A 25,157-nucleotide genomic window follows, 5' to 3' on the forward strand; every position below is an offset into this window, starting at 1 on the left:
CCATCGGGCCCGGGCATGCCCTGACCGACTGTCCGAGCTCACTCTCAGCACTGACCGACGTCGTCGAACGGGGAGGTGCGCGGTGCACGGACCGGTTTCGGCCGGCTGGCTGCTGGTCGCGCTGTGCGCGGTGACCGGGGGCTACTGCCTGCTGCGGATGCGCAGCGCCGTCGAGGAGCAGCGCCTGGCCGCGGGCGGCGAGGCGCTGATGGGGTTCGGCATGGCCGTGATGGCCGTGCCCGCCGCGGCCGTCGCGCCGCCGCGCTGGGCCTGGCTCGCCTACGCGGTCGTGTTCGGCGCGGCGGCGGTGCGCGCGCTGTGGTCGGCCCGCACGAGCGCGCACCATCTGCACCACTTGGTGGGCGCCCTCGCGATGGTCTACATGGCCGCGGTGATGGTCGCCTCGCCGGGCGGTGGCCACGGCGGCGCGGGCCTCCCCCTGGTGACCGGCGTGCTGCTGGTGTACTTCGCCGGCTATGTAGTGTGGGCGGGCGTCCGGCTCATGCCCGTACCGGCCACGACGGGGGCGCGGGTTCCGGTCGCCGGGGCTACGGGGTGGGGCGACCGGCCGGAGCTGGCGCGGGCCTGCCGGCTGTCCATGGGCATCGGGATGCTGGCGATGCTGCTGACGGTCTGAGCGGCCGGACGGGTGTGCCACCAGCCGTGAACCGTGAGCTGTGAGCTGTGAGCTGTCAGCTGTCAGCTGTCAGCTGTCAGCTGTCAGCTGTCAGCTGTCAGCTGTCAGCTGTGAGGTGTGAGCTGTCAGCTGTGAACAGCGGTTCGTCCGGCCGTGGGTTGTACGTGAGGGTGGGGTGCGTCACTTCGGTGGCTCGGCCCGTGTCGCCGTGCACCGGCCCGCTCATAGGCTGCGCCTCATGATGGTCCCCGCGGCGTTGTTGCTGCTCGGCGCCCTGACCGCCGTCGTCGCCCCGCGGCTGCTGGCCCGCGCCGACTGGCCGGACCGTGAACCTGTGGTCGCCCTGTGGGTGTGGCAGTGCGCGGTCGCGGCCGTGCTCCTGTGCTGCGCGCTGTCGATGGCGCTGAGCGCGGCCGCCGCCTGGACGGTGGTGCGCGGGCGGATGTTCGCGCCCGCGCCGGACGGGGTCGTGGAGGCGTACGCGCTGGGCGGCGGGGGCCCCTGGGCCGTGGCCACCGCCGTGGCACTCGCGTGCGGCGGACTGTGGACCGGGGCGATGCTGGTCCGCGAGGTCGTCCGGGCCCAGCGGCAGCACCATCGACGCCACGCCGAACTCCGCCTGCGCGCCCCGCTGTTGCCCGGCGAGAAGCCGGAGGGCGAGCGGCTGGTGGTGGTCGAGGGCGAGCGGCCGGACGCCTGGTGGCTGCCCGGTCCCACACCTCGACTGGTCATCACCACGGCCGCGTTGCGCCGACTGGAGGGGCGGCAGGTGGACGCGGTGGTGGCCCATGAGCAGGGGCACGCGCGGGCGAGGCACCACTGGCTGCTGCACTGTTCGGCGGCGCTGGCGGGCGGGTTTCCCCGGGTGCCGGTGTTCGCCGCGTTCCGCGACGAGATGCACCGGCTGGTCGAACTCGCCGCCGACGACACGGCCTCCCGCCGCCACGGCCGCCTCACCATCGCCCTCGCGCTCGTCGGCCTCAACGAGGACCGGGGTGTGTTCGGGCCCTGCCCGACCCCCGAGGATCATGTGCCGCAGCGGGTCCACCGGTTGCTCGCTCCCCCGGAACGCCTCACTCCGGCGCGGCGGCTGCGGCTGACCGCGTGCGCCGCCCTGGTTCCGGTCGTGCCGGTGTTGGTGGCTTTCGTCCCGGCGTTGCGGGCACTCGGTAGGTCGTGACATGGCAAAGAAGGCACAAAGCTCAGCCCAAGGACAACGCACGACGCGACGACTTTGCTCCGGTCGCGGCGCGTGACAGTGATCTCACGCCCCGGGGTTGGCCTGAGGCCCCGCGAGTCGGCCAGGATCGCTGTATGCACACCCCCACCGTCGACTCGCCGCCCCACCGGCCGTCGACCACCCGCACCGCCCGCGTCGCCGCGGCCTTCGCGGCGCCCTCCGTCCTGCTGCTCGTCCTGGTCGCGCTCTCCTGGGAGCCGCTCATGTCGCTGGACGAGAGCATCGCGAACACCACCCACGGATGGGCCGTCGACGAACGGGGCGTCACCCACGCGTTCCGCATCCTGACGGACTGGGTCTGGGACCCGGTGACGATGCGTCTGCTGGCCGCGGCCGCCGCCGTCTGGCTGGTGTGGCGCCACAGGGAATGGTGGCTCGCCCTCTGGCTGGCGGTCACCTGCGCGGTGGGTACGGCGATGCAGCAGGCGTTGAAGGCGGCCGTCGGCCGGGAGCGGCCGGCGTGGCCCGACCCCGTCGACTCCGCCCACTACGCCGCGTACCCGTCGGGCCACGCCATGACGGCCACGGTCGTCCTCGGGCTGCTGGTGTGGCTCCTGCACCGGTACGGCGCCGGCCCGGTCCTCATACGGACGGCCCTGGCGGTGGCCGCCGTCTCCGTCGTGGGTGTCGGCGCGACCCGGATCTGGCTGGGCGTGCACTGGGCGTCGGACGTCGTGGCCGGCTGGCTCCTGGGCGGTCTGACGATCGCGCTGGCGATGCTGACGTACGAGAAGTGGCTTGCCCCGACGCGCACTTGACCGGGTCCGGGCGGGCACGAAGGATCGACGGCATGACGATCAAAGGGGTCCTGTGCGTCGATGGATGGTCAGGCCGGGCGTAGCGGAATGGCGTTGAAGGTGTGGACCACCCAGATGCGGCGGGTGGTTTCGGCCGGGTAGGGCGTGACGGCGGTAGGGCGTGACGCCGGGGTCGGTGTCGATGGGCTGGGTGAGACGCTGCTCGGTCTCGTACTCGGGCCGGCCGCCGTGGCGGGCCCGGCCATCGGTGTGGCAGATCCCGACCGGCGTGATCTTCGCCGGCATCCCGCCGGGCCGGGATCATCGATGTCAATGTCCCCGACATGGAAAACAGGCCACCGACTGAAGCGATCAGCCGTGCTGCTCGGCATCCAGCAGTGCCAGGGCGGTGCGGATGCCCTGTTCGAGAAGCTCGTCGGCGAGCTGCTGATCGGTCAGGGCACGGGAGAGTTGCAGAGTCCCGGCCAGCATGCCGAGGAGGCTGAGTGACTTCAGACGCGCCGACGGCGGATCGTGGGGTGCCAGGCGGGCGGCGAAGCCGTCGATGAGGACCAGCGCGCCCTCGGTGTATGCCTGCCTGGTGGGATCCGTGGAGCGTGCGATCTCGTCGAGCAGGGCGGCATTGGGGCAGCCGTCCTCGATGTTGTCGCGCTGCTCGGTGGAGAAGTACCAGCGCACCAGCTGTTCGAGTCCGGCACGGCCGGGCGCCGCCCGCGCGACGATGTTCGCGTGCTGTGCGCGCATCTGGTCGGCGACCGCGGTGGCGACGAGTTCGTCCTTGGACGCGAAGTAGGCGTAGAAGGTGCCGTTGGTGAGGCCGCGTCCTTCATGAGGGTCGCGACTCCGGAGCCGTCGATGCCGTCCTGCTTGAGCCGGCGGCCGGCCGTCGCGATGATCCGCTGCCTTGTCTCCTGTTTGTGTTCTTTCGTGTAATACCGCGCCATGTGTTCCTCCATGGCAGCCGGGGCTTGCGCCCCGGCTGCCGCCCTGGTCAGGTCAGTGTGCCGCGCCTGCGAGGGGAGCGGCGAAGTTGATCCTCGCGGTCTGCAGTTTCGGGTCGTGGGGCTCGGGGACGCCGCCGTCGGTGATGTACAGCCGGTCGCCGCGGACCGCGGTCGCGGAGGGTGAGGCGAGACCGTCCGCGCTGGTCAGGACGGGCTTGTAGGTGCCGTTCGGGTAGATCACCACGACCCTGTCCGGACCGTTCTGCGAGGAGGAGCCGTTCTGCGCCGCGAAGACCACATCGGAGCGGGGGGTCAGGAAGCTGAGATCGTCGATGTTGGGCAGGCCGCCCGCGACGAGGCGGATGGGACCGGCCGAGCCGGTGGCGGTGACCGGTACCCGCAGCAGGGTGCCCTTGTTGAAGTTGCTGACCCACAGAGCGCCGTTGTGGAACCTGAGCCCGTTGGCGCCGATCGGCAGGGCCTCGGTCGGCACCGGCGCCAGAGCGGCATCGGTCAGCCACGGAGTCACCGATCCGCCCGAGACGGGAACGGACCAGATGGTGCCCTTCAGGCTGTCGGCGATGTAGAGGGTGTGTCCGGCCGAGTCGATGGCCAGCCCGTTGGGGCCCGAGTCGGCGGGCAGAGCGGCGATGCGCTGAGGGGTACCGTCCACAAGCAGCTCGTACACGCCGTTCCTGGCCGCGTTGCCCGGGGCCCACACGCTGTAGTAGACGGTGCCGTCACTGCCACGGGTGTTGCCGCTGATCGCCTCGCCCACCTGCCCGGTGACGAGCACCGTGCGCTCTCCGGACGGGGAAATACGCATCAGCTGCGGCCCATGGGTGCGCTCGCACACCGCGCAACTGCCGAGCAGGGACAGGGTCACCGAGCCGTCGGGGTTGACGGTGATGTTCTCGGGGATCTCGCCGGCGGCGTAGTCGAACGTCGCCGCGGTCGTTACGTCGGTGACAATGGGGCCGCGATACCAGTGTCCCGTCCCTGCGGACGCGGACGGCGCCGAGACCAGGACGGTCGCCGTCGCGGTGACCGCCAGCGCGATGCCCACGTTCCTCTCCAGGAAACGCCGTGCGCTCGACGCACCGCGCCGGACCGTTTGCTGGTGTTGCTGCTGCATGACTCTCCTCGGTACATCAGCGAGTGACTGATCGATGGGTCAGGGGCTTTGGGGACATCAGGGATGTCGGGAGGGATGTCGGGGGACATTCGGTCTGCAGCGGCACCCTTGGAGCCGGACCGGGACGTCGCCGGACCGGGATGTCAGCCGGGCAGGCGGTTGTTCTTGCGGATCCGCTGGTCGAACGTTCCGGCGGGGACGAGGCGGCGCGCCGTGGTGACGCGCGAGGCCGGCGGGCCGGCGGTGTAGCGCGGCTTCGGCTTCTCGTCGGTGGCCGCCGGTGACGATCGCCTTGGCGAGGTGGGGCCGTCGCCGTCCTTCACCGCATCCGCCATCACCCCGTCGGAGACGCGCCGTCACTTTCGGACGGGTTCGGGCACGCGAAAGGTGGGCGTCAGTTCGGCATCCGGTTGAACCTGCGGACGATGCGGTCGAAGATCCGGGGCGGAAGGACGCGGTGGAACACGCTGATGCCTGCGGCCGTCGAGCCGGCGGTGCGCCGCAGTTTCGGGTTCCGGTCGGTGGCCGCCGCGACGATCACCTTGGCCACGACGGCGGGATCGTCACCGCCGCTGAGGTTCTTCGCCAGCACCTCGTCGAAGGTGCGCCGTCCCGACGCGTAGAGCGCCAACGGGGTGTCGCCCTGCATGCTGTGGTCCCCGAACGGGGTGTTGATCGGGCCGGGCTCGACGAGCAGGATCCGGACGCCGTGCTCGCGGACCTCGTGGTCCAGCGACCCGGAGTAGCCCTCGACCGCGTGCTTGGTCGAGGTGTAGATGGCCATGAACGGGCTGGGGACGAACCCGCTGAGGGAGGAGACGTTGATGACGCGTCCGCGCCGTTGAGTGCGCATGTGCGGCAGAACCGCCTTGGTCATCCGCATGACGCCGTAGACGTTGACGTCGAAGACCTCCTGCGTCCGGGCTACGGAGAACTCCTCGGCCGCGCCGTTGGCGCCGACGCCGGCATTGTTGACCAGGACGTCGATGCGCCCGAACCGGCCGATCACCTGCTTGACCACGGAGGCGACCGATTCGTCGCTGGTCACGTCGAGGTCGAGGTAGGTCACCCCGGCGGGCGCGGTGACTCGCGCGGTGTTGCGAGCGGTTCCGATCACCTCGAAGCCCGCCGCGGCGAAGGTGCGGGCCGCCTCCTTGCCGACCCCCGATGAAGCGCCTGTCACGAGTGCCACCGGCCGAGTTGCCGCCATCACGGTCCCCTTTATTTGAATTACGTTCGTAAGTCTTACGTTCATACGACCATAGGGTGGTCGTCGGTCGATGGCAAGTGGTCAGGCCCGGAGCTCCGAGAAGATCTGAGAAAGGTCCGGAAACGTGGGGCGTGATCGTGGCGCTGGAGGTGAGCCCGGAGGCGTCATCCGCTGGTCCGGAACGGGTCGTCGCAGTCGGTGTTCACCGGCTCTCCTGACGTGCGACGCCGAGGTAGTGGCCCAAGCGGAGTTCCAGCTCTTCGGGACCCTTTTCGGCAGCGAGCTTCTCGAACCGGGGCAGGAATGCCTGGACCCTGGGCAGGTCATGGACGGGTTGCCATACCGTCCACGAAGCCGTCCAGCTCGGCGTCGGCGACGGCGCGGGTCACCCATCCGTAGCGTTCCGCCGTGTCGGCGTCGTAGTCATCGCTGCTGAGGATGGCTTCGAGTGCCCGATCCCGTCCGATGAGTCGGGACAGGTGTTCCGTGCCCCCGCCGCCGGGAAGAATCCCGCCGCCGACCTCGGGCCGGCCGAACACCGCGTGCTCGCGGCTGGCGTAGCGCAGATCGCAGGCCAGGGCCAGTTCGTCCCCGCCGCCCCGGGTCCGTCCGACCGGTGAGATCCTCGCGGCGGGCCGCAGCGGCGTACGGGGAGACGTCCGGGCCCGCGACGGCGTCGCCGAGGTAGGACGACCAGCCGTACCGGTTGCTCTTGGGCGTCCAGACGCGCACCTTGAGGGTGTCCAGGTCGGTTCTCGTCGTCGTGCGGTCGTCCAGCATGGGGTAGAGGAGCAGTTGGAACACCGGCCGGATCTCGGCCCGGTCGTGGGCGAGCAGCGCGAGGGCGGCGGCGATTCCGCCGCCGGCGCTGGCGCCGCCGATCGCGATGCGATCGATGTCGATGTTCAGGTCGCCCGCGCGCTCGGCCAGTCCACACAGTCCGGCGTAGGCGTCCTCGACCGCGGCGGGCGCGGGATGGTCCGGCCCCAGTCGACATCGAAGGGGCTGACCGGACGCGGCCGAGTGCGACGCCACCGCCCGAGCCCGCAGCGACCTGGTCGACGAGCCGCTTGCACGGTCGGCCACGAGACGCCGGACCGATGCGACGCGGGAGGACGAGTCGACGTCGGCGGCATTCGACGAGGCCGTCGCCGCAATCCCCGAGGTTCCACAAGCGCAACGCCGCTGCGGCGATACCGACTGCCTTGTGCACAGCGTGGCCGCCGACCTCGCCGACTAGCGGAAGCTTCACGAAGGGCAGCTGACCAGACTGCCGGGTGTACGGAAACCGACCTTCACCATCGTCATGAGGCACATCGTCGAGGCGCACCCTTTCCCCACCATAAACGACGCCCGGCCACCCCACCCGGCTCAGCACTGAGCCGCATACGGGCGACGCGGAGAAGGTGTGCGGCCCCGCCGGCCGACGGTTTGGAGCGCCCGTGGCGCACGTGCGGTCGGCTCGAGTAGGCGGCTCGGGCGGCGAAGCAGTCGCCGTCCGCCAGGGAGGACGTCTGCCATGGGCTCGTTGTCGGGAAAACCCTAGGTCCGATGCCGGACGTCGAAGTGCGCGGAGTGCGCGGTCAGCTTGCCGAGCAACTCGATGAGGGTCTGCCGCTCGTCCTCACTGAGGGCGCCCGCCCACTCCTGTTCACGTGCGTTGTGCGCCTGGAAGGCAGTGGTGATCGCCTGCACGCCGGCCTCGGTGAGGCCGAGCTGGACCGCACGCCCGTCGTAGGAGGCGCGCTCCTTGCTCACCAGGCCGTCCCGTTCCAGTGTGTTCACCAGCGCCGACACGGCGGCTCGGCTCATGCCGGACAGTTCCGCGACCTTCTTCGCCTCGACCGGGCCCGACAGCCAGATGGCGAACAGCACTCGGAAGCCGGGCCACGACCAGCCGCGAGGCCTGTGTACGGCGGATTCGAGGTCGTAGACGAGCATGTTGGCCGCGCGGTGGAGGGTGAGCACCAGCCGCATGGCGAGCGGGTCGATGCCGGGGAGTTCCCGCGAGGCCCGCTCGACGGCGTGGTCGATGAACGACCAGAAGTGCAGGTGGTCGGCGTCCAGCGGTTCCGGTTCCTGGGTCACAGTCGGAGTCTAGGTCGGACGGCTTCATGGGACCGCACTCGGGAAGCAGGGCATGCGTCGGCACCCCGTCCAGGTTCCCGGACCGTAGAAAATCCTTCGGTCGAGGGCTTCCCCAGAGATGCCGACGGGGGTACGGTCCCCAATTAGTCAAAGCATTGATTACATGCTCTGAGCAGTAGTCGTCCTGTTTTGTCCCCTGGGTCTGTCAGGGGACAGGTCTCCTCCCGGCCGTGCGTCCCGATGTGCGGCCGGGTAGCCCCGGCCGTTCCTCCCTCTCCGTCGACGGGCACGGTCCGGCGCGCGATCGATCCCAAGGAGCCTCGTATGCCCGAAGCACTCGCTCCCCCCAGTCCCGGCGCGCTGCGTGCCTGCATGTCCCGTTTCGCCACCGGCGTCACAGTGGTGTCGTACGCGACCGACAGCGGTCCGCGGGGCGCCACCATGAACTCCTTCACGTCCGTGTCCGCCGAACCGCCGCTGGTGCTGGTGAGCGTCGCCCGCCGGGCCCGCTGCCACGACCAGTTGGCCGACGGGCCCTTCTGCGTGAACATCCTCGGTGCCGAACAGGAGCAGTTGGCCCGGCTGTTCGCGGGAGCCCGGAGCGCCGCGGAGCCCCGCTGGGCAAAGGGCGCGCGCGTCCCCCGGCTGGCCGACCCGCTCGCCTGGGTGGAGTGCGAGCCCTGGCGCGCGTACGACGGCGGCGACCACACCCTGGTCCTCGGCCGCGTCACCGACCTCGGTCACCGCGACGGCGACGCCCTGACCTACGCCTGGAGCCGTTTCGCGTCCACGACCGAGTCGACCGACGGCATCGAGCACCTCTTCTGAAGCTCTTCCGCCCGTCCCACCCCCTCCCGAGCCCCACCGCACTCCCCAGGAGAACCGCCATGGCCGCACGCACCGGCAAGGAATTCCTCGATCGCCTCTCCCAGTCCCGCCCCACCGTGCACATCCAGGGCGAGACGCTCACCGGAGGAATTCAGGAACACCCCGCTTTCCGCAACGTGGTGCGCACCTACGCCGAGCTGTACGACCTCCAGCACAGCGACGAACACAAGGACGTCCTCACGTACGCCTCCCCCACCTCCGGTGAGCCGGTCGGCACGTCCTTCCTCACTCCGCGCACACCCGACGATCTCGTCAAGCGCCGTAAGGCGTTCAAGGTGTGGGCCGACCATGGCAACGGCATGCTGGGCCGCACCGGCGACTACATGAACAGCTCCCTGATGGCGCTCGCCTCGGCCGCCGACTGGTTCGCCCAGGCCAATCCCGCCTTCGGCGAGAACATCCGCCGCTACTACGAGAAGGCCCGCGAAGAGGATCTGCTGTGCACGCACACGCTGATCCCGCCGCAGGTCAACCGGGCGGTGGCGGGCACCCAGCAGGCGGGCGGCAAACTCGCGGCACGCATCGTGAAGGAGGACGACAACGGCGTGGTGATCCGCGGGGCGCGCATGCTCGCCACCATCGCCCCCTTCGCCGACGAGATGCTCGTCTTCCCCTCGACCGTGCTCCGCGGCACGCCCGAGGACAAGCCGTACTCGTACGCCTTCGCCATCCCCAACGACACCCCCGGCCTGCGCTACATCGCCCGCGAGCCCCTCGACTACGACCGCCCGCGCCACGACCACCCCCTCGCCTCCCGCTTCGAGGAATCGGACTGTGTGGTCGTCTTCGACGACGTGCACGTGCCCTTCGAACGCTGCTTCGCCCTCGGTGACGCCGAGCTGTGCAACGGCTTCTACTCCCAGACGTCCTCCGTGGTGCACATGACCCACCAGGTCGTCACCCGCACCACCGCCAAGACCGAGTACATCCTGGGACTGGTGACCCTGCTCACGGAGGCCATCGGCATCGAGCAGTTCCAGCACGTCCAGGAGGACATCGCCGAGATCATCACCACCCTGGAGACGCTGCGCGCCTTCCTGCGCGCGGCGGAAGCCGACGCCGAGGTCAACGAGTACGGGGTGCTGACCCCGGCCTGGGCCCCCCTCAACGCCGCCCGCAACCTCTACCCCAAGCTGTACCAGCGCTTCCCGCAGATCCTGCGCAAGCTCGGCGCCTCCGGCCTGATGGCCACCCCGACCGAACTGGACATCACCGGCCCGGCGGCCGCCGACATCGAGGCCTACCTCCAGTCGGCCACCCTCACCGGCGCCGAGCGCGTGAAGCTCTTCCGTCTCGTCTGGGACACCTGCATCTCCGCCTTCTCCAGCCGCCAGGCCCTGTACGAGTACTACTTCTTCGGTGACCCTGTCCGGATGGCGGGCGCGTACGTGAAGTCGTACGACCGTGAGCCGTACAAGGCGAAGGTCCAGGACTTCCTGAATCAGCGCAGCCTGGAGCGCTCCTGATGACGCACCCCCTGGGGAACCCTCCGTCGAAGATCATCGCTGTTCACCTCAACTATCCCAGCCGGGCCAGGGAGCGCGGCCGGATCCCGGCCCAGCCCTCCTACTTCCTCAAGCCCCCCTCGTCGCTGGCGGGCACCAAGGAGGCCATCGTCCGCCCGGAGGGGTGTGAACTGCTCGGGTTCGAGGGCGAGATCGCCCTGGTCGTCGGCGGCCGGGCCCAGCGGGTGCGGCCGGAGGACGGCTGGGCGCACGTGCGGTGGGTGACCGCCGCGAACGACGCCGGGGTCTACGACCTGCGGTATGCCGACCGCGGCTCCAACCTCCGCTCCAAGGGCGCCGACGGATTCACGCCGATCGGGCCGCGGCTGCTGGACGCCCGCCAACTCGACCCGGCCGCACTTCGGTTGCGTACCTGGGTCAACGGCGAACTCGTACAGGACGACACCACCGACACCCTCCTTTTCCCCTTCGGACAGCTCGTCGCCGATCTGTCGAGACTGGTCACCCTGGAGCCCGGGGACGTCATCCTTACGGGCACTCCGGCCGGCGCGTCCGTCGTCTCCCCCGGCGACACGGTGGAGGTCGAGGTCACCGGCGGCGGACAGTCCACCGGGCGGCTACGCAACCCCATCGCCTCCGGGCCCGCCCTGGAGACGTACGGCGCGATGCCGAGGACGGACGCGGCCGAACGCGAGGCCGCCCACGGAGCCGCGTTCACCCCCGAGCCTCCCCCAGCTACCGCTGGGAGGTGCCCCCAGCTCGACGAACGCGTCGAGGACGGACTGCGTTCGGTCGCGGTCGCCACACTCAGCGCGCAGTTGCGGGGGCGCGGACTGCCGCACATGTCCATCGACGGGGTACGTCCCGCACGGCCGGACACGAAGATGGTCGGCGTCGCCCACACGCTGCGCTACCTGCCGCTGCGTGAGGACCTGTTCAAGCGGTACGGCAACGGCATGAACGCCCAGAAGCGGGCCGTCGAGCAGCTGCGACCCGGTCATGTGCTGGTCATGGACGCCCGCCGGGACACCTCCGCCGGCACGCTCGGCGACATCCTCGCCCTGCGCGCCCAGCAGCGCGGCGCGGCCGGGGTGGTCACCGACGGAGGCCTGCGCGACAGCGTCGCCGTCACCGAACTGGGGCTGCCCGTCTACCACGGCGGAGCCCACCCCTCCGTCCTCGGCCGCCGCCATGTGCCGTGGGACACGGGAGTGCCGATCGCCTGTGGCGGAGCCCTCGTACAGCCCGGCGACCTGCTGGTGGGAGACGCGGACGGCGTGGTCGTCGTGCCGCCCGACCTGGCCGAGGACCTGATCACCGACTGCCGGGAGCAGGAACAGAAGGAGCGCTTCATCACCGAGCAGGTGCGTGCCGGGCACGGCATCGACGGCCTGTATCCCCTCGGTCCCGACTGGCACGAGATGTACGAGCGGTGGCGCAAGCAGCACAGCACGCAAGGAGAGCCCACATGAAATTCCGCAGCGACCCGTCCGCCATCCGCGGCTCCATCGCTCCCGCCATCACCCCCTTCACCTCGGACGGAGCCGTCGACCACGACAGCCTGCGCGCGCTGATCCGCTTCCAGCTGGAGTCCGGTTCGCACGGCATCTCGCTGGGCGGCTCCACCGGCGAGCCCAGCGCGCAGAGCGTGGCCGAACGGATCGCGGGGATGCGGACGGCGGTCGAGGAGATCGACGACCGCGTCCCGTTCCTGCCCGGGACCGGATCCCACAAGCTCGACGAGACCCTCGAACTCACCGCCGCCGCAGCGGAGTTGGGCGCCGACGCCGCGCTCGTCATCACGCCGTACTACGCGCGCCCCACGCAGGAGGCGTTGTACCAGTGGTACGCGACCGTCGCGCGGGAGTTCCCGGACCTGCCGATCGTCGCCTACAACGTGCCCTCGCGCACGGCCGTCGACATCGCGCCCGAGACGGTGAAGCGGCTGTTCACCGACTTCGAGAACTTCGTGGGCGTCAAGGAGACCACCAAGGACTTCGAGCACTTCTCGCGCGTGTTGCACGCCTGCGGGCGCTCACTGCTCGTCTGGTCGGGCATCGAGCTGCTGTGCCTGCCGCTGCTCGCGCTCGGCGGTGCGGGTTTCGTCTCGGCCGTCGCGAACCTGGCGCCCGGTGCGGTGGCTCGGATGTACGAGCTGTGGGAGGCGGGCGATTTCGACGGTGCCCGCGATCTCCACTACCGCCTGCACCCGCTCGTCGACCTCCTGTTCGTCGAGACGAACCCGGCGCCGGCGAAGTGGGTGCTGCACCAGCAGGGACGTATCGAGTCACCCCATGTCCGCCCGCCGCTCACCTCCCCCACCGACGCGGGCCTGTCCAAGATCCGCGCGCTGCTCCGCGAGGGCGGAGACCTCACCCAGCAGATCGGAGCCGTGCAGTGAGCACCACCCCTGAGCACCTTCCCTCCACCCCTGAGCACCTTCCCGCCGTGATCCCGCACTGGATCGGCGGTGCCTTCGTCGACGCCGCGGACGGACGCACCTTCGACGTCGCCGACCCGGTCTCCAACACGGCCTACGCGCAGGCCGCGCGTGGCTCCGCGGCCGACGTGGACCGGGCGGTGACGGCCGCCCGGGTCGCGTTCCCGGAGTGGGCCGGGCTGTCCAACCGGGCACGCGCGGGTGTCCTGTACCGGATCGCCGACGCCGTCGAGGTCCGTCATGACCGGCTCGCCGCCTTCGAGTCGTACGACTCCGGGCTGCCGATCACGCAGGCCCGCGGCCAGGCGCGGCGCGCCGCCGAGAACTTCCGCTACTTCGCGGATGTCATCGTGGCCCTCGGCGAGGAGGCGTTCCGGCAGGGCGACGACCAGTTCAGCTATGTGGTGCGCACACCGGTGGGGGTCGCCGGGCTGATCACTCCCTGGAACACGCCGTTCATGCTGGAGAGCTGGAAGCTGGCACCCGCGCTGGCGTCCGGCTGCACGCTGATCCTGAAGCCGGCCGAGTGGACCCCGCTGTCCGCGTCGCTGTGGCCGGAGATCTTCGAAGAGGCAGGCGTGCCCGCCGGGGTGGTGAACATCGTCCACGGCATCGGCGAGGAGGCCGGCCAGGCCCTCGTCGACCACCCGGACGTGCCGCTGATCTCCTTCACCGGCTCCTCCGACACAGGTCGGCACATCATCCGGTCCTCCGCCGAGCACCTGAAGACGGTGTCGATGGAGCTGGGCGGCAAGTCCCCGGTCGTCGTCTTCGCCGACGCCGACCTGGAGGCCGCGCTGGACTCGGTGGTCTTCGGCGTGTTCTCCCTCAACGGGGAGCGCTGCACGGCAGGTTCACGCGTACTCGTCGAGCGCCCGTTGTACGAGGAGTTCACCCGGCGACTGGCGGAGCGGGCCGCGAACGTACGGGTCGGGCTCCCTTCCGACCCGGCCACCGAGGTCGGCGCACTGGTACACCCCGAACACTACGAGCGCGTCCTGAACTACGTGGAGATCGGCCGGAAGGAGGCCCGACTGGTCGCCGGCGGCAGCCGCCCCGAGCACCTCGCGGACGGCAACTACCTCCAGCCCACCGTCTTCGCCGACGTCGAACGCGACGCCCGTATCTTCCAGGAGGAGATCTTCGGCCCGGTCGTGGCCGTCGCTCCCTTCGACGACGAGACCGAGGCCGTGGAACTCGCGAACGCCACGCAGTTCGGTCTGGCCGCCTACGTCTGGACCTCGGACCTCAAGCGCGGCCACCGCATCGCGCACGCGGTCGAGTCCGGCATGGTCTGGATCAACTCCCACAACGTCCGTGACCTGCGCACCCCCTTCGGCGGGGTCAAGGCCTCCGGCGTCGGCCGCGAGGGCGGCGCCCACAGCATCGACTTCTACACCGAATCGAAGATCGTCCACGTCGCCCTCGCCGAGGTGCACACCCCCCGCTTCGGAGCCACCTCATGACTGCCTCGAACGCCCCGGACGTCGTCCGGTCCGCCTACGCCCAGCTCGCCGTCACCGACCTCGGTGCCGCCCGCTGGTTCTGGGTCGACATGCTCGGCTTCCACATCCAGTACGAGGACACCGAGTCGCTGTACCTGCGCGGCACGGACGAACTCACCCACCACTCGCTGGTGCTGCGCAAGGGCGACCTGGCGGCCCTCGACCACATCGCCTACCGCGTACGCACCCCCGAGGACGTCGACAAGGCGGAGAAGTTCTTCACCGAACTCGGCTGCCCGGTCAAGCGGTTGAAGAAGGGCGAGGGCACACACGGTGTCGGCGACGCGGTCCGCGTCATCGACCCGCTCGGCTTCCCCGTGGAGTTCTTCCACGAGATCGAGCGCGCCGAGCGCCTCATCCAGCGCTACGACATCCGCCACGGCGCCGAGATCGCCCGCCTGGACCACTTCAACATCTGCACCCCCGACATCCCGGCCGCCTACGCCCACTACCGGTCCCTCGGCTTCGGCTGCTCGGAAACGATCGAGGGCGACGAGCACGAGCTGTACGCGGCCTGGATGTACCGCAAGCAGACCGTCCATGACGTCGCCTTCACGGGGGGTGCCGGGCCGCGTCTGCACCACCTCGGGGTGGCCACCCACGAGTCCCACCAGGTACTGCGCGCGGCCGACATCTTCGGCTCACTGCACAAAGAGCACCACATCGAACGAGGCCCCGGTCGGCACGGCGTCTCCAACGCCTTCTACCTCTACCTGAGGGACCCCGACGGCCACCGCGTGGAGATCTACACCTCGGACTACTACACCGGTGACCCGGACCACGAGACGTACCGCTGGAACGTGCGCGACGACCGCCGCCGCGACTTCTGGGGCAACGCCGTCATCGAGTCCTGGTACAAGGAGGCCGTCCCCGTCCTCGACCTGGACGGACGCCCGCAGCCCGTGACCGACACCGTCCTCGACGAGTCCGCGGTTCAGGTGGGTGCGGACGGCCTCGGCTGATCATTCGGGGGGGGTAGGGGGTAGGGGACCCGGAGGCGCTTCGCGCCCCTTCCGGGCCCCCTCGCCGCGCCCTCGACAGACAAGAAATCTTCCTATACACCCCATTCATCACACTTTGTAAAAACCGGATATGACAGTTAGTATCCGGCGGCACGCCTACCTGCCGGCTTGCCGAAGGGCCCGCAGAGGAGACCCATGCCCTCGATGACGACTCCGTCGGACGACACCTCCGCAGGACGCTTCGAGTTCTGGCGGGACGTGGTCGGCCAGAGTTTCGTGCCGCTGGAAGCGCTGCCGCGCGAGGTTCCCGACTTCCGCGCCTCCCTGCACACCGCCCAGCTCGGCGCGGTGCAGGTGTCCGTCGTGGCCGCGGATCCGCACGGCGTCGCCCACACGCGGAGGCACATCGCCTCCGACCCGGCCGATTTCGTCAAGGTGAGTCTTCAGCTGGCCGGCCAGTGCATGCTGACCCAGGCGGACCGCCAGGCCCTGCTCAAGCCGGGCGAGCTGGCCATCTACGACACCCGGCACCCGTACACGCTCGACTTCGACCAGCGGTACCGCACACTCGTGCTGATGTTCCCGCGGGTCATGCTCCGGCTGCCCGAGCGCGACCTGACCCGCGTGATCGCCACCACCGTGTCGTGCAGTGACGGACTGGGGCCCGTCGTACACCCGTTCCTGCGCGGACTGGCCGGGCAGGTCCGGCAACTGGACGCTCTCGGCACGCAGCGGCTCGCGGACAGCGTGGTCGACCTGGTCGGCGCGATGCTCTCGGAGCGGTGCGCCGTGCAGGTGGCGCAGCAGGACGACGGGCGGGAGCTGCTGGCCCGGCGGATCCTCACGTACATGGAACAGCGGCTCTCCGACCCGGGGCTCGGCCCCGACCGGATCGCGGCCGCCCATCACATCTCGCGGCGCTTCCTCTACAAGCTGCTGGCCGAGCGGGGATACACGGTCTCGGGCTGGCTCCGGGAGCGTCGCCTCGCCGAGTGCCTGCGCGATCTCGCGGACCCCGCGCTCGCCCATATGCCCGTCGCCACCGTCGGGAGCCGCTGGGGCTTTCCGGACCCCGCCCACTTCAGCCACGCCTTCCGGAGCGCCTACGGCATGAGCCCGTCGGAGGCACGCGGGGCCGGGCGCACGGCGCTGGGCGCCTGAGCGCTCCGCTGAATATGCGGGTTGTTCACCGCGGGCCGGTGGGGGCTGGTCGCGCAGTTCCCCGCGCCCCTTGCGGGGCGCTGTAGCGCAGCGGACTTCACCGATCCCGCTCAGCGAGCGCTCAGTGGCGGTCACGCGGTTTGGCTGCCCTGTAGCTGCCCTTTCGCTGCCTGTCGTAGCACGTCCCGAACACGGCGGATCCGCCGATCGTGCCCGCGCCCGCAAGGGCCGGTGCACCATCACGCAAGCCGGAGTGGGCCGCCGAGGTGCACCCTCCGGTCGTGAGAGAGAGCCGCACACGCCTCACGGGCCCGCCTCGCGGGCGCCGGTGAGCGGCTTACGCAGGAACGTCCACAGACACGGGAACGGGCTGACGTCCCGACCACCCCCAGGGCCGAAGCGCGTCACCGCGCCGATCGACAGCCCCGTTGCCGTCTCTTCTCCCCACGGCTCCCCCTTCCTGCCTCTCCGGCTCCCGCTCGTCCGACGAATGAGGCATTCATGCTGAGAAAGCGATCCGCCGCGCCCCCTCCGCTCGGTGGCGCCGGCCCCGACGCCCGCCGCTACGAGAACAAGCTGCTCGTCATCCTTTTCCTGGGCTTCGGCCTCGTCTTCTTCGACCGGCAGGCACTTCTCTTCCTCGTCCCCTTCATCAGCGAGGACATCCCCCTCTCGAACACCGCCCTGGGCGCGCTCTCCGGAGTCCTCGCCCTGACCTGGGCCCTGTCCGGAATGATCTCGGGACGCCTGTCCGACCGGCTCGGCCGCCGTAAGCCCGTGGTCATCATCGCGGTGGTGCTCTTCTCCAGCCTGTCGGCGTCGAGCGGTCTGGTCACCGGATTCGCCGCGCTGTTGGCAGTCAGGGCGCTGATGGGGCTGGCGGAAGGTGCCGTTCTGCCGGCGTCGCAATCCCTGATGGTGGAGGCGTCACAGGAGCACCGGCGCGGGCTGAACATGGGCCTGCTGCAGGGGTCCTCGGCCGGGTTGCTGGGCGGCATCCTCTGCCCGCTCGCGGTGGTGTGGATCGCCACGCAGTACACCTGGCGACTGGCGTTCGTCATCACCATCGTCCCCGGCCTGCTGCTCGCCCTGTGGATCTGGCGGTCGGTACGGGAGGAACCGCCGGGTGGCCGTGTGATGACGGAGCCCGCGGCGGAATCCGTGGATGCCGCGGCCAAGCCGAGCATCGGCAGCATCCTCCGGCAGCGCAACATCATCCTCTGCGTGCTGATCGCCTGCGCGTACATGACCTGGTTCTTCGTCATCATCACGTTCGCGCCTGTCTACATGACCTCGGTCAAGGGCTTCTCACCCGCGACGATGAGCGGCGTCGTGACCTGTCTCGGGGTGGCGTGGGTCGTGTGGGGCTTCGTCACACCGGCGATCTCGGACCGGTTCGGCCGCAAGAACACACTGATCGTCTTCACGGTGATGGCCGCGCTCTGCCCCCTGGCCGTGGTGTATGTGAGCAGTCCTCTGGCGCTCGGCGCAGTGGTTCTGCTCACGTATACGGGTCTCGGCTGCTTCACCCTGTTCATGGCGACCATCCCCGCGGAGACCGTCCCCCGTGGCGCGCTGGCGACCGCCCTGGGCCTGGTCATGGGCATCGGGGAACTCGCCGGCGGGTTCCTCGCTCCGGTGATCGCCGGGTGGGCCTCCGACAACTGGGGGCTTCAGACGGCCATGTACATCTCGGCGGCGGGTGCCGTGTTGGTCGTCCTGCTCGCGCTCGGGCTGAAGGAGACGGCTCCCGCCGTCCTGCGCAGGAAGAACGCGGCGGCGGTCGGCGCCGGCGCCACGGAGCGAGTCCCGAGCGCACCCGCCGTGTCCTGACTCCGCCCCCCCTTTCTGCGACTCCCGCGACGGGCCGGGACCACCTCGGTGGTCCCGGCCCGTCGCGTGCTGCCTCGGCGCAGCCGCTCGCCCGCGCGGCCGGGCCCGGTCACCCACGGCGGCTGCCAGGTCGCCCATAGGCCCGCAGCGGGCAGCGTGCGCCCGGCCACCGGGCCCGTCCGTCCGCCCGTGCACAGCCGTTCGTGCCCGCCTCCGCAACAGCCCGTGCACGACGGCACAAGCCGGCGGCCCGTCCGTCTGTGACCCTCCCGTCATGCGAGCAACACACACCGTTTACGACCACATCGTGGTGGGCGCCGGGTCCGCGGGCTGTGCGCTCGCGCGCAGACTCGTGGACGCCGGCCGGACCGTCCTGCTGATCGAGATGGGCGACCGGGACGACAACCCGGCCATCCACGACCCCGGGCGCCTGTGGGAGCTGTGGAACTCCCCGCAGGACCACGCGTACACCACCGAACCCCAGCGGCACGCCTCCGGCACCCAGGTGTTCTGGCCGCGCGGCAAGGTCCTCGGCGGCTCCAGCGCCCTCAACGGCATGATCTACGTCCGCGGTAACCGGGCCGACTACGACAGCTGGGCCTACCAGGGAGCGGCGGGCTGGTCGTACGACGAGGTGCTGCCGTACTTCAAACGCTCGGAGGACTTCGAGGACGGCGCGTCGTACTACCACGGGGCCGGCGGCCCGCTGCCCGTCAGCCGGAACCACTCCCCCAACCCGGTGACCACCGCCTTCATCGAGGCATGCCAGGACTACGGGATCGCGTACAACGACGACTGCAACGGCCAGGACCAGCTCGGCGTCAACCTGATTCACCGCAACATCCGCGACGGCAGGCGCGTCAGCGCGTGGACCGCCTTCATGGAGCCGGTGCTCGACAGCGCGCAGCTGACGGTGATGACCGGCGCGGCGGTCACGCGCGTCCTGGTGGCCGACGGCCGGGCGCGGGGCGTCGAGCTGCTGCGCGAAGGCCGTACGACGGAGGTCCGCTGCGAAGGGGACGTGATCCTGTCCGGCGGCGCCATCGGATCGGCACAGCTGCTCCTGCTCAGCGGTGTCGGGCCGGCGGACGAGCTGCGGGCCCTCGGGATCGAGGCGGCCGCGGACCTGCCGGGAGTGGGCGCGAACCTGCACGACCACACCCTCGCTCCGGTGGTGTGGGAGTCGGCACGTCCGGTGCCGCAGGGTACGGCCAACAACCTGGAGGCCCACTACTTCGCCAAGTCCGACCCGGCGCTGGCCGTGCCGGACCTGCAGCCGCTGATGTCCCACCTGCCCCTGCCGGTGCCCGACATGGACGTTCCGGAAGAAGGCCACGGCTTCTCGGTCCTCGCGGGGACGATCCGTCCGCTCAGCCGGGGCCGTCTGTGGCTGCGCTCGGCCGACCCCACCCAGGCTCCCGCCCTGGACCCCGCTTACTTCTCCGAGCCGTCGGACCTCGCGGCCATGGTGCGGGCCGTGCGGCAGGTGCGGGAGATCGGCGAGGAGAAGTCGCTGGGCGACTGGCGGGCCCGCGAGGTCGCACCCGGACCGTATGTGCGTACGGACGCGGAGATCGCCGCGTACATCAAGCGGACCCTCCTCAGCTATCACCACCAGGTGGGCACCTGCCGTATGGGCATCGACCGTATGGCGGTCGTCGATCCTCAGCTGCGCGTACACGGCGTGGCCGGCCTGCGCGTCGCGGACGCCTCCGTCATGCCCTCCGTCACCTCCGGCAACACCCACGCACCTGCCGTCATGATCGGCGAGCGCTGCGCCGACCTCATCCTGGGAGCACAGCTGTGACCAACACCCTTTTCATCGGTGGCGAGTGGCAAGCCGCGGCCTCCGGAGCGGAGTTCGAGACCCTGGACCCGGCGACGGGGCAGCCCCACGCCCAGGTGTCCCTGGCGGGGGCCGCGGAAGCCGACGCGGCCGTACGGGCCGCCCGCGCCGCCCTCGAGAACCCGGATTGGGCGGGACTCACCCCGGCCCGGCGCGCCCGGATCCTGTGGCGCATAGGCGACCTCATCGAGGAACACGCCGAGGAACTGGCCGAGTTGGAGACCCGCGACCAGGGCCAGCCGCTCGGCATCTCCATGGCGGTCAGCGTCGCCGCGGCTGCCGAGCACTTCCGCTACTACGCCGGCTGGGTCACCAAGATCTACGGCGAGACGGCGCCGCTGTCCTTCCCCGGCGTGCTGCAGTACACCAAGCGCGAGCCGGTGGGAGTGTGCGCGCTGATCACCCCGTGGAACTTCCCGCTCATGATCGCGAGTTGGAAGATCGCACCGGCCCTCGCCTGCGGGAACACCGTGATCGTCAAACCCGCGGAACAGACCCCGATGACCACGGTGCGGCTCGTCGAGTTGTGCCGTACGGCCGGTGTGCCGGACGGCGCCATCAACCTGCTGACCGGTGGTCCCGAGGCCGGCCGGGCCCTCGTCGAGCACCCCGGCGTGGACAAGGTCTCCTTCACCGGTTCGACCGAGACCGGCAGGGACATCGTCCGGGCCTCCGCGGGCAACCTCAAGCGTGTCACGCTCGAACTCGGCGGGAAGGCACCGAGCCTCGTGCTGCCCGGCGCCGACCTGGACGCGGCCGTGGCGGGCTGTCTTCAGGGCGCGCTCCTCAACAGCGGCCAGGTGTGCGCGGCCTACACCCGGTTCCTCGTCCACCGCTCCCTCGCCGACGAGTTCGCCGAGCGCTGTGCCAAGGCCGTCAGCGGGATGCGACTCGGCGCGGGCAACGCGCCCGACACCGAGCTCGGTCCCCTGGTCACGAGCGAACACCGTGCCCACGTCCACGCACTGGTGCGCAGCGGGGTCCAGGAAGGCGCCCAGCTGCTCGCCGGCGGGGCCCCCGTCGACGACCTGCCGGGCTTCTTCTACCAGCCGACCGTGTTCACGGGTGTACGGGACGACATGCGCATCGCCCGCGAGGAGATCTTCGGCCCGGTGCTGTCCGTCCTGCCGTACGACGACGAGGACGAGGCCGTCGCCCGCGCCAACGACACCGAGTACGGCCTGGCGGCGGCCGTATGGACCCGCGACGTGGGCGCGGCGCACCGCGTGGCCGGCTCCATCCGGGCGGGCACGGTATTCATCAACATGCCCAACCCCGTGGACGCCTCCGCCCCCTGGGGCGGGTTCAAGGCCAGCGGCTGGGGCCGGGAGATGGGCAGCGGAGCCATCGACGCGTACACGGAGGTCAAGAGCGTGTGGACCTCGCTCGCCTGAGGTGCCCGCCCGTCGCGGACAGGCGGCCCCGAGGGTTCGGACCGCACGATCCTGAGGATGATGCGCGGCCTGTCCGCCTGTCCGTCCGGGCGCCTGAAGAAGCCCGCAGAGATCCTGATCGCCGTCCGCGCGGCCGGCGTCAACCCGACCGACTGGTGGAACCGCGCCCAGCCCATGACCGCCAACGGCCTGCCCCTCATCCTGGGCTGGGACGTCTCCGGAGTCGTCGAGACCGTCGGCACCGGCGTCACCCTGTTCAAGCCGAGCGACGAGGTCTTCGGCATGCTGCCCTACCGTTCCTGTGGACGGAGCGGGAGTGAGTCCGCTCAGCCGCGCGCCCCGAACGGTCCTGGGCGAGCTGGTCCCCGGCGTACTCGACCCCGGGGCGGCGACACACATCCTGTGCGTGGTCCGAGCCCGGGAGGCCAGTTCCCTGCGCGACCTGGCCAATTGGGTACGGCCAGAGGCGACGGGGAGGCCCTGAACCATCACACCGGTGAAACAGGGGCCCCACACGCTGACGCCGTACCCCGCGTCCCAGATCGCACAGCCACGCTAACCCGAACGGCCCAGGACGCCGCAAGCCCGGAAACCGACCATCACACGATCGAGCTAACTCGACCTCATACGCACTCCTTGGCAAGCAGCTCATACCCCCACGGGGTCGGCTCCCACGCCGAGTACGTGACCGGCCGGGCCCGCGCCTTCGTCCACAAGCCCGCCGGCATCGACCACCTCCAGGCCGGCGCGCTCCCGCTCGCGGCCCTGACCGCCTACCAGGCACTCGTCGACACCGCCGACGTCCAGCCCGGGCAGCGCGTCCTCATCCACGCGGCCGCGAGCGGCGTCGGCCATCTCGCCGTCCAGATCGCCAAGTCCCGCGGCGCGTACGTCATCGGCACCGCCAGTGCCGCCAAGCACGACTTCCTGCGTTCGATCGGAGTGGACGAGGCCATCGACTACCACACGGTCGACTTCACCGAGGCCCGTCGAGGACATCGACGTGCTCCTCGACCCGATCTCGTTGGACGCCGCCGCCCGCGCCCGCTCCCTCACGGTGCTGCGCCCGGGCGGAACCCTCGTCTCGATCCTTCCGGTACCCATCGACGCCGACGAGCTGGCGGACATCGCCGAGCGGGGCATCCGCTACGAGGCCCTCCTCGTCGAGGCCGACCGCGCCGGCATGCAGGCCATCGCCGACCTCGTCGAGACCGGCGCCCTGCGCGCTCACATCGAGGCCACGTTCCCGCTCGCCGAGGCCGCAAAGGCCCACGCCCTGGGTGAGACCGGCCGTACCACTGGCAAGATCGTGCTGACCGTGGAAGGGACGGGGAAGGCATAGCGGAGGCTCGACCGGCTGATATGGCGGGGCATCCCGATTCCCCGCCGCACCACCTCCCACCACACCTGTAGGAACCCGTAGAACCTCGCCGCCTCGCGGGATCGCGGAGAGGCCGTCGGCGTGGTGAGCAGCATCGGGTGGGATCCGCGGCCGGTGTGGCGCGCACGGCCTCGATCCGTACGTCGGCGAGTACGTGCTGTCGTACGAGCACGGCGGCCGGAAGACGGACCCCAGGCTGTTCTCCCTCGCCTGCGAGGCGCTCGGTGTCGACGCGCGGAACACCCTGATGGTCGGTGACGACCGGCGGGCCGACGGCGGTGCCGCGGCTCTGGGGTGCGGGGTGCACTTCGTCGACCAGCTGCCCGCCGCCGAACGGCCGGACGGGCTGCGACCGGTGCTGGATGTGGTGGACTGAACTGCCGTCAGCCGCTGCCCGACGAGTCGGACCGGGTGCTCGAGTCGCGTTCGCCGATCGGCTGTTCGTCACCGCTGGACGTCCGTCCCGGACCGTCCCCCGTGCGGCCCGGGACGAACAACGGCCGGGAGGGAGCACGTAAGGTCGCCGCCCGGAAGCGCTGAGTATAGTTGGCCGACTGCCGGCCGACGCGGGAGTTACAGGATGTCCTCGCGCGGTGCCCCGGTCAATGAAGAGCTCGCGAGTGGTCCGTCCCGCCGGACCCCGAAGGGCCCGGCGGGACGGGTGACAGGGATCTGCCGCGGCGCTTCTACCAGTCGAAGTAGTCCGGCTGGGTCTGCACGTTGAGCTCGCGCAGGTGGACCCACTTGGCCGGATCCGTCCGCCGGTCGTTGATCTTCAGGACGTCGAAGCCCTTCACCAGGTCGTTCGAGTAGATGTAGCCGTTGTAGTAGTACGCCGACCACGAGCCGCCGCCGACGAGGGTGTCGGTGGAGATCGGACCGCGCTCGAAGTAGGCGATCTCCTTGGGCTTCGAGGAGTTGGTGAAGTCCCAGACGGAGACACCGCCCTGGTACCAGGCCTGGACCATGATGTCCTTGCCCTTGACCGGGATCAGCGAGCCGTTGTGGGCGACGCAGTTCTCGGTGTCCGCCTGGTAGCGGGGGATCTTGTAGTAGCTCTTGAAGACGAGCTTGCGCTGGTCGCCCTTGCCGACGATGTCGTAGATGCCGTCGGCGCCGCGGTCCGGCCCGATCGCCGCGTTGCAGGTGGCCGCGCCGCCGCCGCCCAACTCGTCGGTGAAGACGACCTTGTTCGCCTTCTGGTTGAAGGTCGCCGAGTGCCAGAACGCGAAGTTCACGTTGTCCTGGACCTGGTCGATGACCTTCGGCTTCTCCGGGTCCTTGATGGAGAACAGGATGCCGTCGCCCATGCACGCGCCGGCGGCCAGGTCCTTCGACGGCAGCACCGTGATGTCGTGGCAGCCGGTGGTCTTGGAGACGCCGGGGTTCGTGGGCGATCCCGGGTTGCCGCCGCCGTCCGCGCCCTCACCGGGGAACAGGACCGGGAAGCCCACCACGGCCGCCTTCTCCGGGGACTTGCGCGGCACCTTGATGATCGAGATGCCGTCGTGCGGCGGCTGGCAGTCGGGGAACGCGGCGTTCGGCGAGTACGAGGAGACGTAGACGTAGATGTTCCTGCGCTCGGGCACCAGCGTGTGGGTGTGCGAGCCACAGGGCGTCTCCACGGCGGCGACGTACTTCGGGTGTGCCTTGTCGCTGATGTCGAAGATCTTGACGCCCTCCCACGACGACTTCTCGGTCGCGGGCTGCGTGGTGCTGTTGCAGGAGTTGTCGCTGCGCGAGGAGTCGGTGGACAGGAAGAGCAGGTCGCCGGAGACGGAGATGTCGTTCTGCGAGCCCGGGCAGAGGACCTGGGCGACGGTCTTCGGGGCCTTCGGGTTGCTGATGTCGAAGACACGGAAGCCGTCGTAGTTGCCGGCGTAGGCGTACTTGCCCTGGAAGGCGAGGTCCGAGTTGGTGCCCGGCAGCGCCTCCTTCGGGATGTTGGTCAGGTGCTGGATGTTGGCGGAGTGGACGATCTCGTCCTGGCCGGGTATCTCGCCGGCGGCTATCGCCTCCCGCGCCTCGGCGGCATCACTCTTGGAGACCTTCTCCCGCACGGTGGGCGAGTCCCCGGGGTCGGGGGTCGCGGCCGCCGGTCCGGCGGTGAGCAACGCGGCCAGCAGGCCGGCCGCAGTCGCGGCGACCCCCAGACGTCTGCGCCGCGTCCGAAGGTTGTTCAACAGGGTCACTGTGTCCTCCCTTGTAGCCGTTCGCGGTTGAACGGTTCAGGCACCACCGAAGTATCGTCTTCATCATGCACAGATCA

19 protein-coding genes and 5 pseudogenes are annotated in these 25,157 nt (G+C 70.2%); 16 read left to right on the forward strand and 8 right to left on the reverse strand.

Going from position 1 to position 25,157, the window contains the following annotated elements; all coding sequences use genetic code 11:
- Window positions 1–82: 82 nt before the first annotated feature.
- From OG272_RS04360 to OG272_RS04370, 3 genes are all read left to right on the forward strand, one after another.
- On the forward strand, window positions 83–637 hold the full coding sequence (locus OG272_RS04360; protein ID WP_327731126.1) for a DUF5134 domain-containing protein: 555 nt from the start codon (window positions 83–85) through the stop codon (window positions 635–637).
- Between the two features lie 238 nt (window positions 638–875).
- Entirely contained in the window at window positions 876–1,817 is a 942-nt protein-coding gene (locus OG272_RS04365) for a M56 family metallopeptidase (RefSeq protein ID WP_326584886.1), read from the forward strand.
- A 134-nt stretch (window positions 1,818–1,951) separates the two neighbouring features.
- The gene (locus OG272_RS04370; protein WP_405892593.1) at window positions 1,952–2,635 is read left to right on the forward strand and encodes a phosphatase PAP2 family protein; all 684 of its coding nucleotides are present in this window, start codon (window positions 1,952–1,954) and stop codon (window positions 2,633–2,635) included.
- A 351-nt stretch (window positions 2,636–2,986) separates the two neighbouring features.
- Here OG272_RS04370 and OG272_RS04375 read toward each other — a convergent pair.
- The 7 genes and pseudogenes from OG272_RS04375 to OG272_RS04405 form a co-directional block, all read right to left on the reverse strand.
- Window positions 2,987–3,579: pseudogene (locus OG272_RS04375) on the reverse strand (TetR/AcrR family transcriptional regulator).
- A gap of 52 nt (window positions 3,580–3,631) precedes the next feature.
- Window positions 3,632–4,714 (reverse strand): hypothetical protein, encoded by a 1,083-nt coding sequence (locus OG272_RS04380; protein ID WP_328222374.1) that lies wholly within the window; start codon window positions 4,712–4,714, stop codon window positions 3,632–3,634.
- A gap of 143 nt (window positions 4,715–4,857) precedes the next feature.
- Window positions 4,858–5,049, reverse strand: a complete 192-nt coding sequence (locus tag OG272_RS04385) for a hypothetical protein (protein WP_327731122.1) — start codon at window positions 5,047–5,049, stop codon at window positions 4,858–4,860.
- A gap of 59 nt (window positions 5,050–5,108) precedes the next feature.
- Window positions 5,109–5,924: an oxidoreductase gene (locus OG272_RS04390; protein ID WP_327731121.1), complete on the reverse strand. Its 816-nt coding sequence runs from the start codon at window positions 5,922–5,924 to the stop codon at window positions 5,109–5,111.
- A gap of 323 nt (window positions 5,925–6,247) precedes the next feature.
- Complete coding sequence (locus OG272_RS04395; RefSeq protein ID WP_405895982.1) at window positions 6,248–6,565, reverse strand: enoyl-CoA hydratase/isomerase family protein; 318 nt, start codon at window positions 6,563–6,565, stop codon at window positions 6,248–6,250.
- Window positions 6,566–6,596: 31 nt separating this feature from the next.
- Window positions 6,597–7,010: pseudogene (locus OG272_RS04400) on the reverse strand (alpha/beta hydrolase fold domain-containing protein); the annotation flags it as partial.
- A gap of 456 nt (window positions 7,011–7,466) precedes the next feature.
- Window positions 7,467–8,012 carry a MarR family winged helix-turn-helix transcriptional regulator gene (locus OG272_RS04405; RefSeq protein WP_327731120.1) on the reverse strand — a complete coding sequence of 182 codons (546 nt, stop codon included), beginning with the start codon at window positions 8,010–8,012 and terminating at the stop codon, window positions 7,467–7,469.
- 324 nt (window positions 8,013–8,336) lie between these two features.
- Here OG272_RS04405 and OG272_RS04410 point away from each other — a divergent pair, with 324 nt between their 5' ends.
- From OG272_RS04410 to OG272_RS04470, 13 genes and pseudogenes are all read left to right on the forward strand, one after another.
- Entirely contained in the window at window positions 8,337–8,840 is a 504-nt protein-coding gene (locus OG272_RS04410) for a flavin reductase family protein (RefSeq protein ID WP_326584878.1), read from the forward strand.
- Window positions 8,841–8,899: 59 nt separating this feature from the next.
- Window positions 8,900–10,366 carry a 4-hydroxyphenylacetate 3-monooxygenase, oxygenase component gene (gene hpaB / locus OG272_RS04415; RefSeq protein ID WP_326584877.1) on the forward strand — a complete coding sequence of 489 codons (1,467 nt, stop codon included), beginning with the start codon at window positions 8,900–8,902 and terminating at the stop codon, window positions 10,364–10,366.
- Complete coding sequence (locus OG272_RS04420; protein ID WP_327731119.1) at window positions 10,366–11,838, forward strand: fumarylacetoacetate hydrolase family protein; 1,473 nt, start codon at window positions 10,366–10,368, stop codon at window positions 11,836–11,838. Before hpaB ends, OG272_RS04420 begins: the two co-directional genes overlap by 1 nt.
- Window positions 11,835–12,767, forward strand: a complete 933-nt coding sequence (dapA, locus tag OG272_RS04425; protein ID WP_405892596.1) for a 4-hydroxy-tetrahydrodipicolinate synthase — start codon at window positions 11,835–11,837, stop codon at window positions 12,765–12,767. The genes OG272_RS04420 and dapA overlap by 4 nt, the downstream gene beginning before the upstream one ends.
- A complete protein-coding gene (hpaE, locus tag OG272_RS04430) occupies window positions 12,764–14,272 on the forward strand; it encodes a 5-carboxymethyl-2-hydroxymuconate semialdehyde dehydrogenase (protein ID WP_405892597.1) in 1,509 nt (502 codons plus the stop codon). The genes dapA and hpaE overlap by 4 nt, the downstream gene beginning before the upstream one ends.
- Window positions 14,269–15,273, forward strand: a complete 1,005-nt coding sequence (hpaD, locus tag OG272_RS04435; protein WP_327731116.1) for a 3,4-dihydroxyphenylacetate 2,3-dioxygenase — start codon at window positions 14,269–14,271, stop codon at window positions 15,271–15,273. Before hpaE ends, hpaD begins: the two co-directional genes overlap by 4 nt.
- Before the next feature lie 195 nt (window positions 15,274–15,468).
- Entirely contained in the window at window positions 15,469–16,434 is a 966-nt protein-coding gene (locus tag OG272_RS04440) for a helix-turn-helix domain-containing protein (protein ID WP_326584872.1), read from the forward strand.
- A gap of 501 nt (window positions 16,435–16,935) precedes the next feature.
- A complete protein-coding gene (locus tag OG272_RS04445) occupies window positions 16,936–18,267 on the forward strand; it encodes an MFS transporter (RefSeq protein ID WP_327731115.1) in 1,332 nt (443 codons plus the stop codon).
- Between the two features lie 274 nt (window positions 18,268–18,541).
- The gene (locus OG272_RS04450; protein WP_326584870.1) at window positions 18,542–20,074 is read left to right on the forward strand and encodes a GMC family oxidoreductase N-terminal domain-containing protein; all 1,533 of its coding nucleotides are present in this window, start codon (window positions 18,542–18,544) and stop codon (window positions 20,072–20,074) included.
- The gene (locus OG272_RS04455) at window positions 20,071–21,507 is read left to right on the forward strand and encodes an aldehyde dehydrogenase family protein (RefSeq protein ID WP_327731114.1); all 1,437 of its coding nucleotides are present in this window, start codon (window positions 20,071–20,073) and stop codon (window positions 21,505–21,507) included. The genes OG272_RS04450 and OG272_RS04455 overlap by 4 nt, the downstream gene beginning before the upstream one ends.
- 153 nt (window positions 21,508–21,660) lie before the next feature.
- Window positions 21,661–21,798, forward strand: a pseudogene (locus OG272_RS04460) (alcohol dehydrogenase catalytic domain-containing protein); the annotation flags it as partial.
- A 354-nt stretch (window positions 21,799–22,152) separates the two neighbouring features.
- Window positions 22,153–22,849 (forward strand): annotated as a pseudogene (locus tag OG272_RS04465) (NADP-dependent oxidoreductase); the annotation flags it as partial.
- 84 nt (window positions 22,850–22,933) lie between these two features.
- A pseudogene (locus OG272_RS04470) lies at window positions 22,934–23,264 on the forward strand (HAD-IA family hydrolase); the annotation flags it as partial.
- 310 nt (window positions 23,265–23,574) lie between these two features.
- Here the strand turns inward: OG272_RS04470 and OG272_RS04475 are convergent.
- Window positions 23,575–25,080: a hypothetical protein gene (locus OG272_RS04475; RefSeq protein WP_327731113.1), complete on the reverse strand. Its 1,506-nt coding sequence runs from the start codon at window positions 25,078–25,080 to the stop codon at window positions 23,575–23,577.
- Window positions 25,081–25,157 lie beyond the last annotated feature (77 nt).

It is taken from the genome of Streptomyces sp. NBC_00104 (assembly GCF_045160825.1).
Lineage (GTDB): Bacteria > Actinomycetota > Actinomycetes > Streptomycetales > Streptomycetaceae > Streptomyces.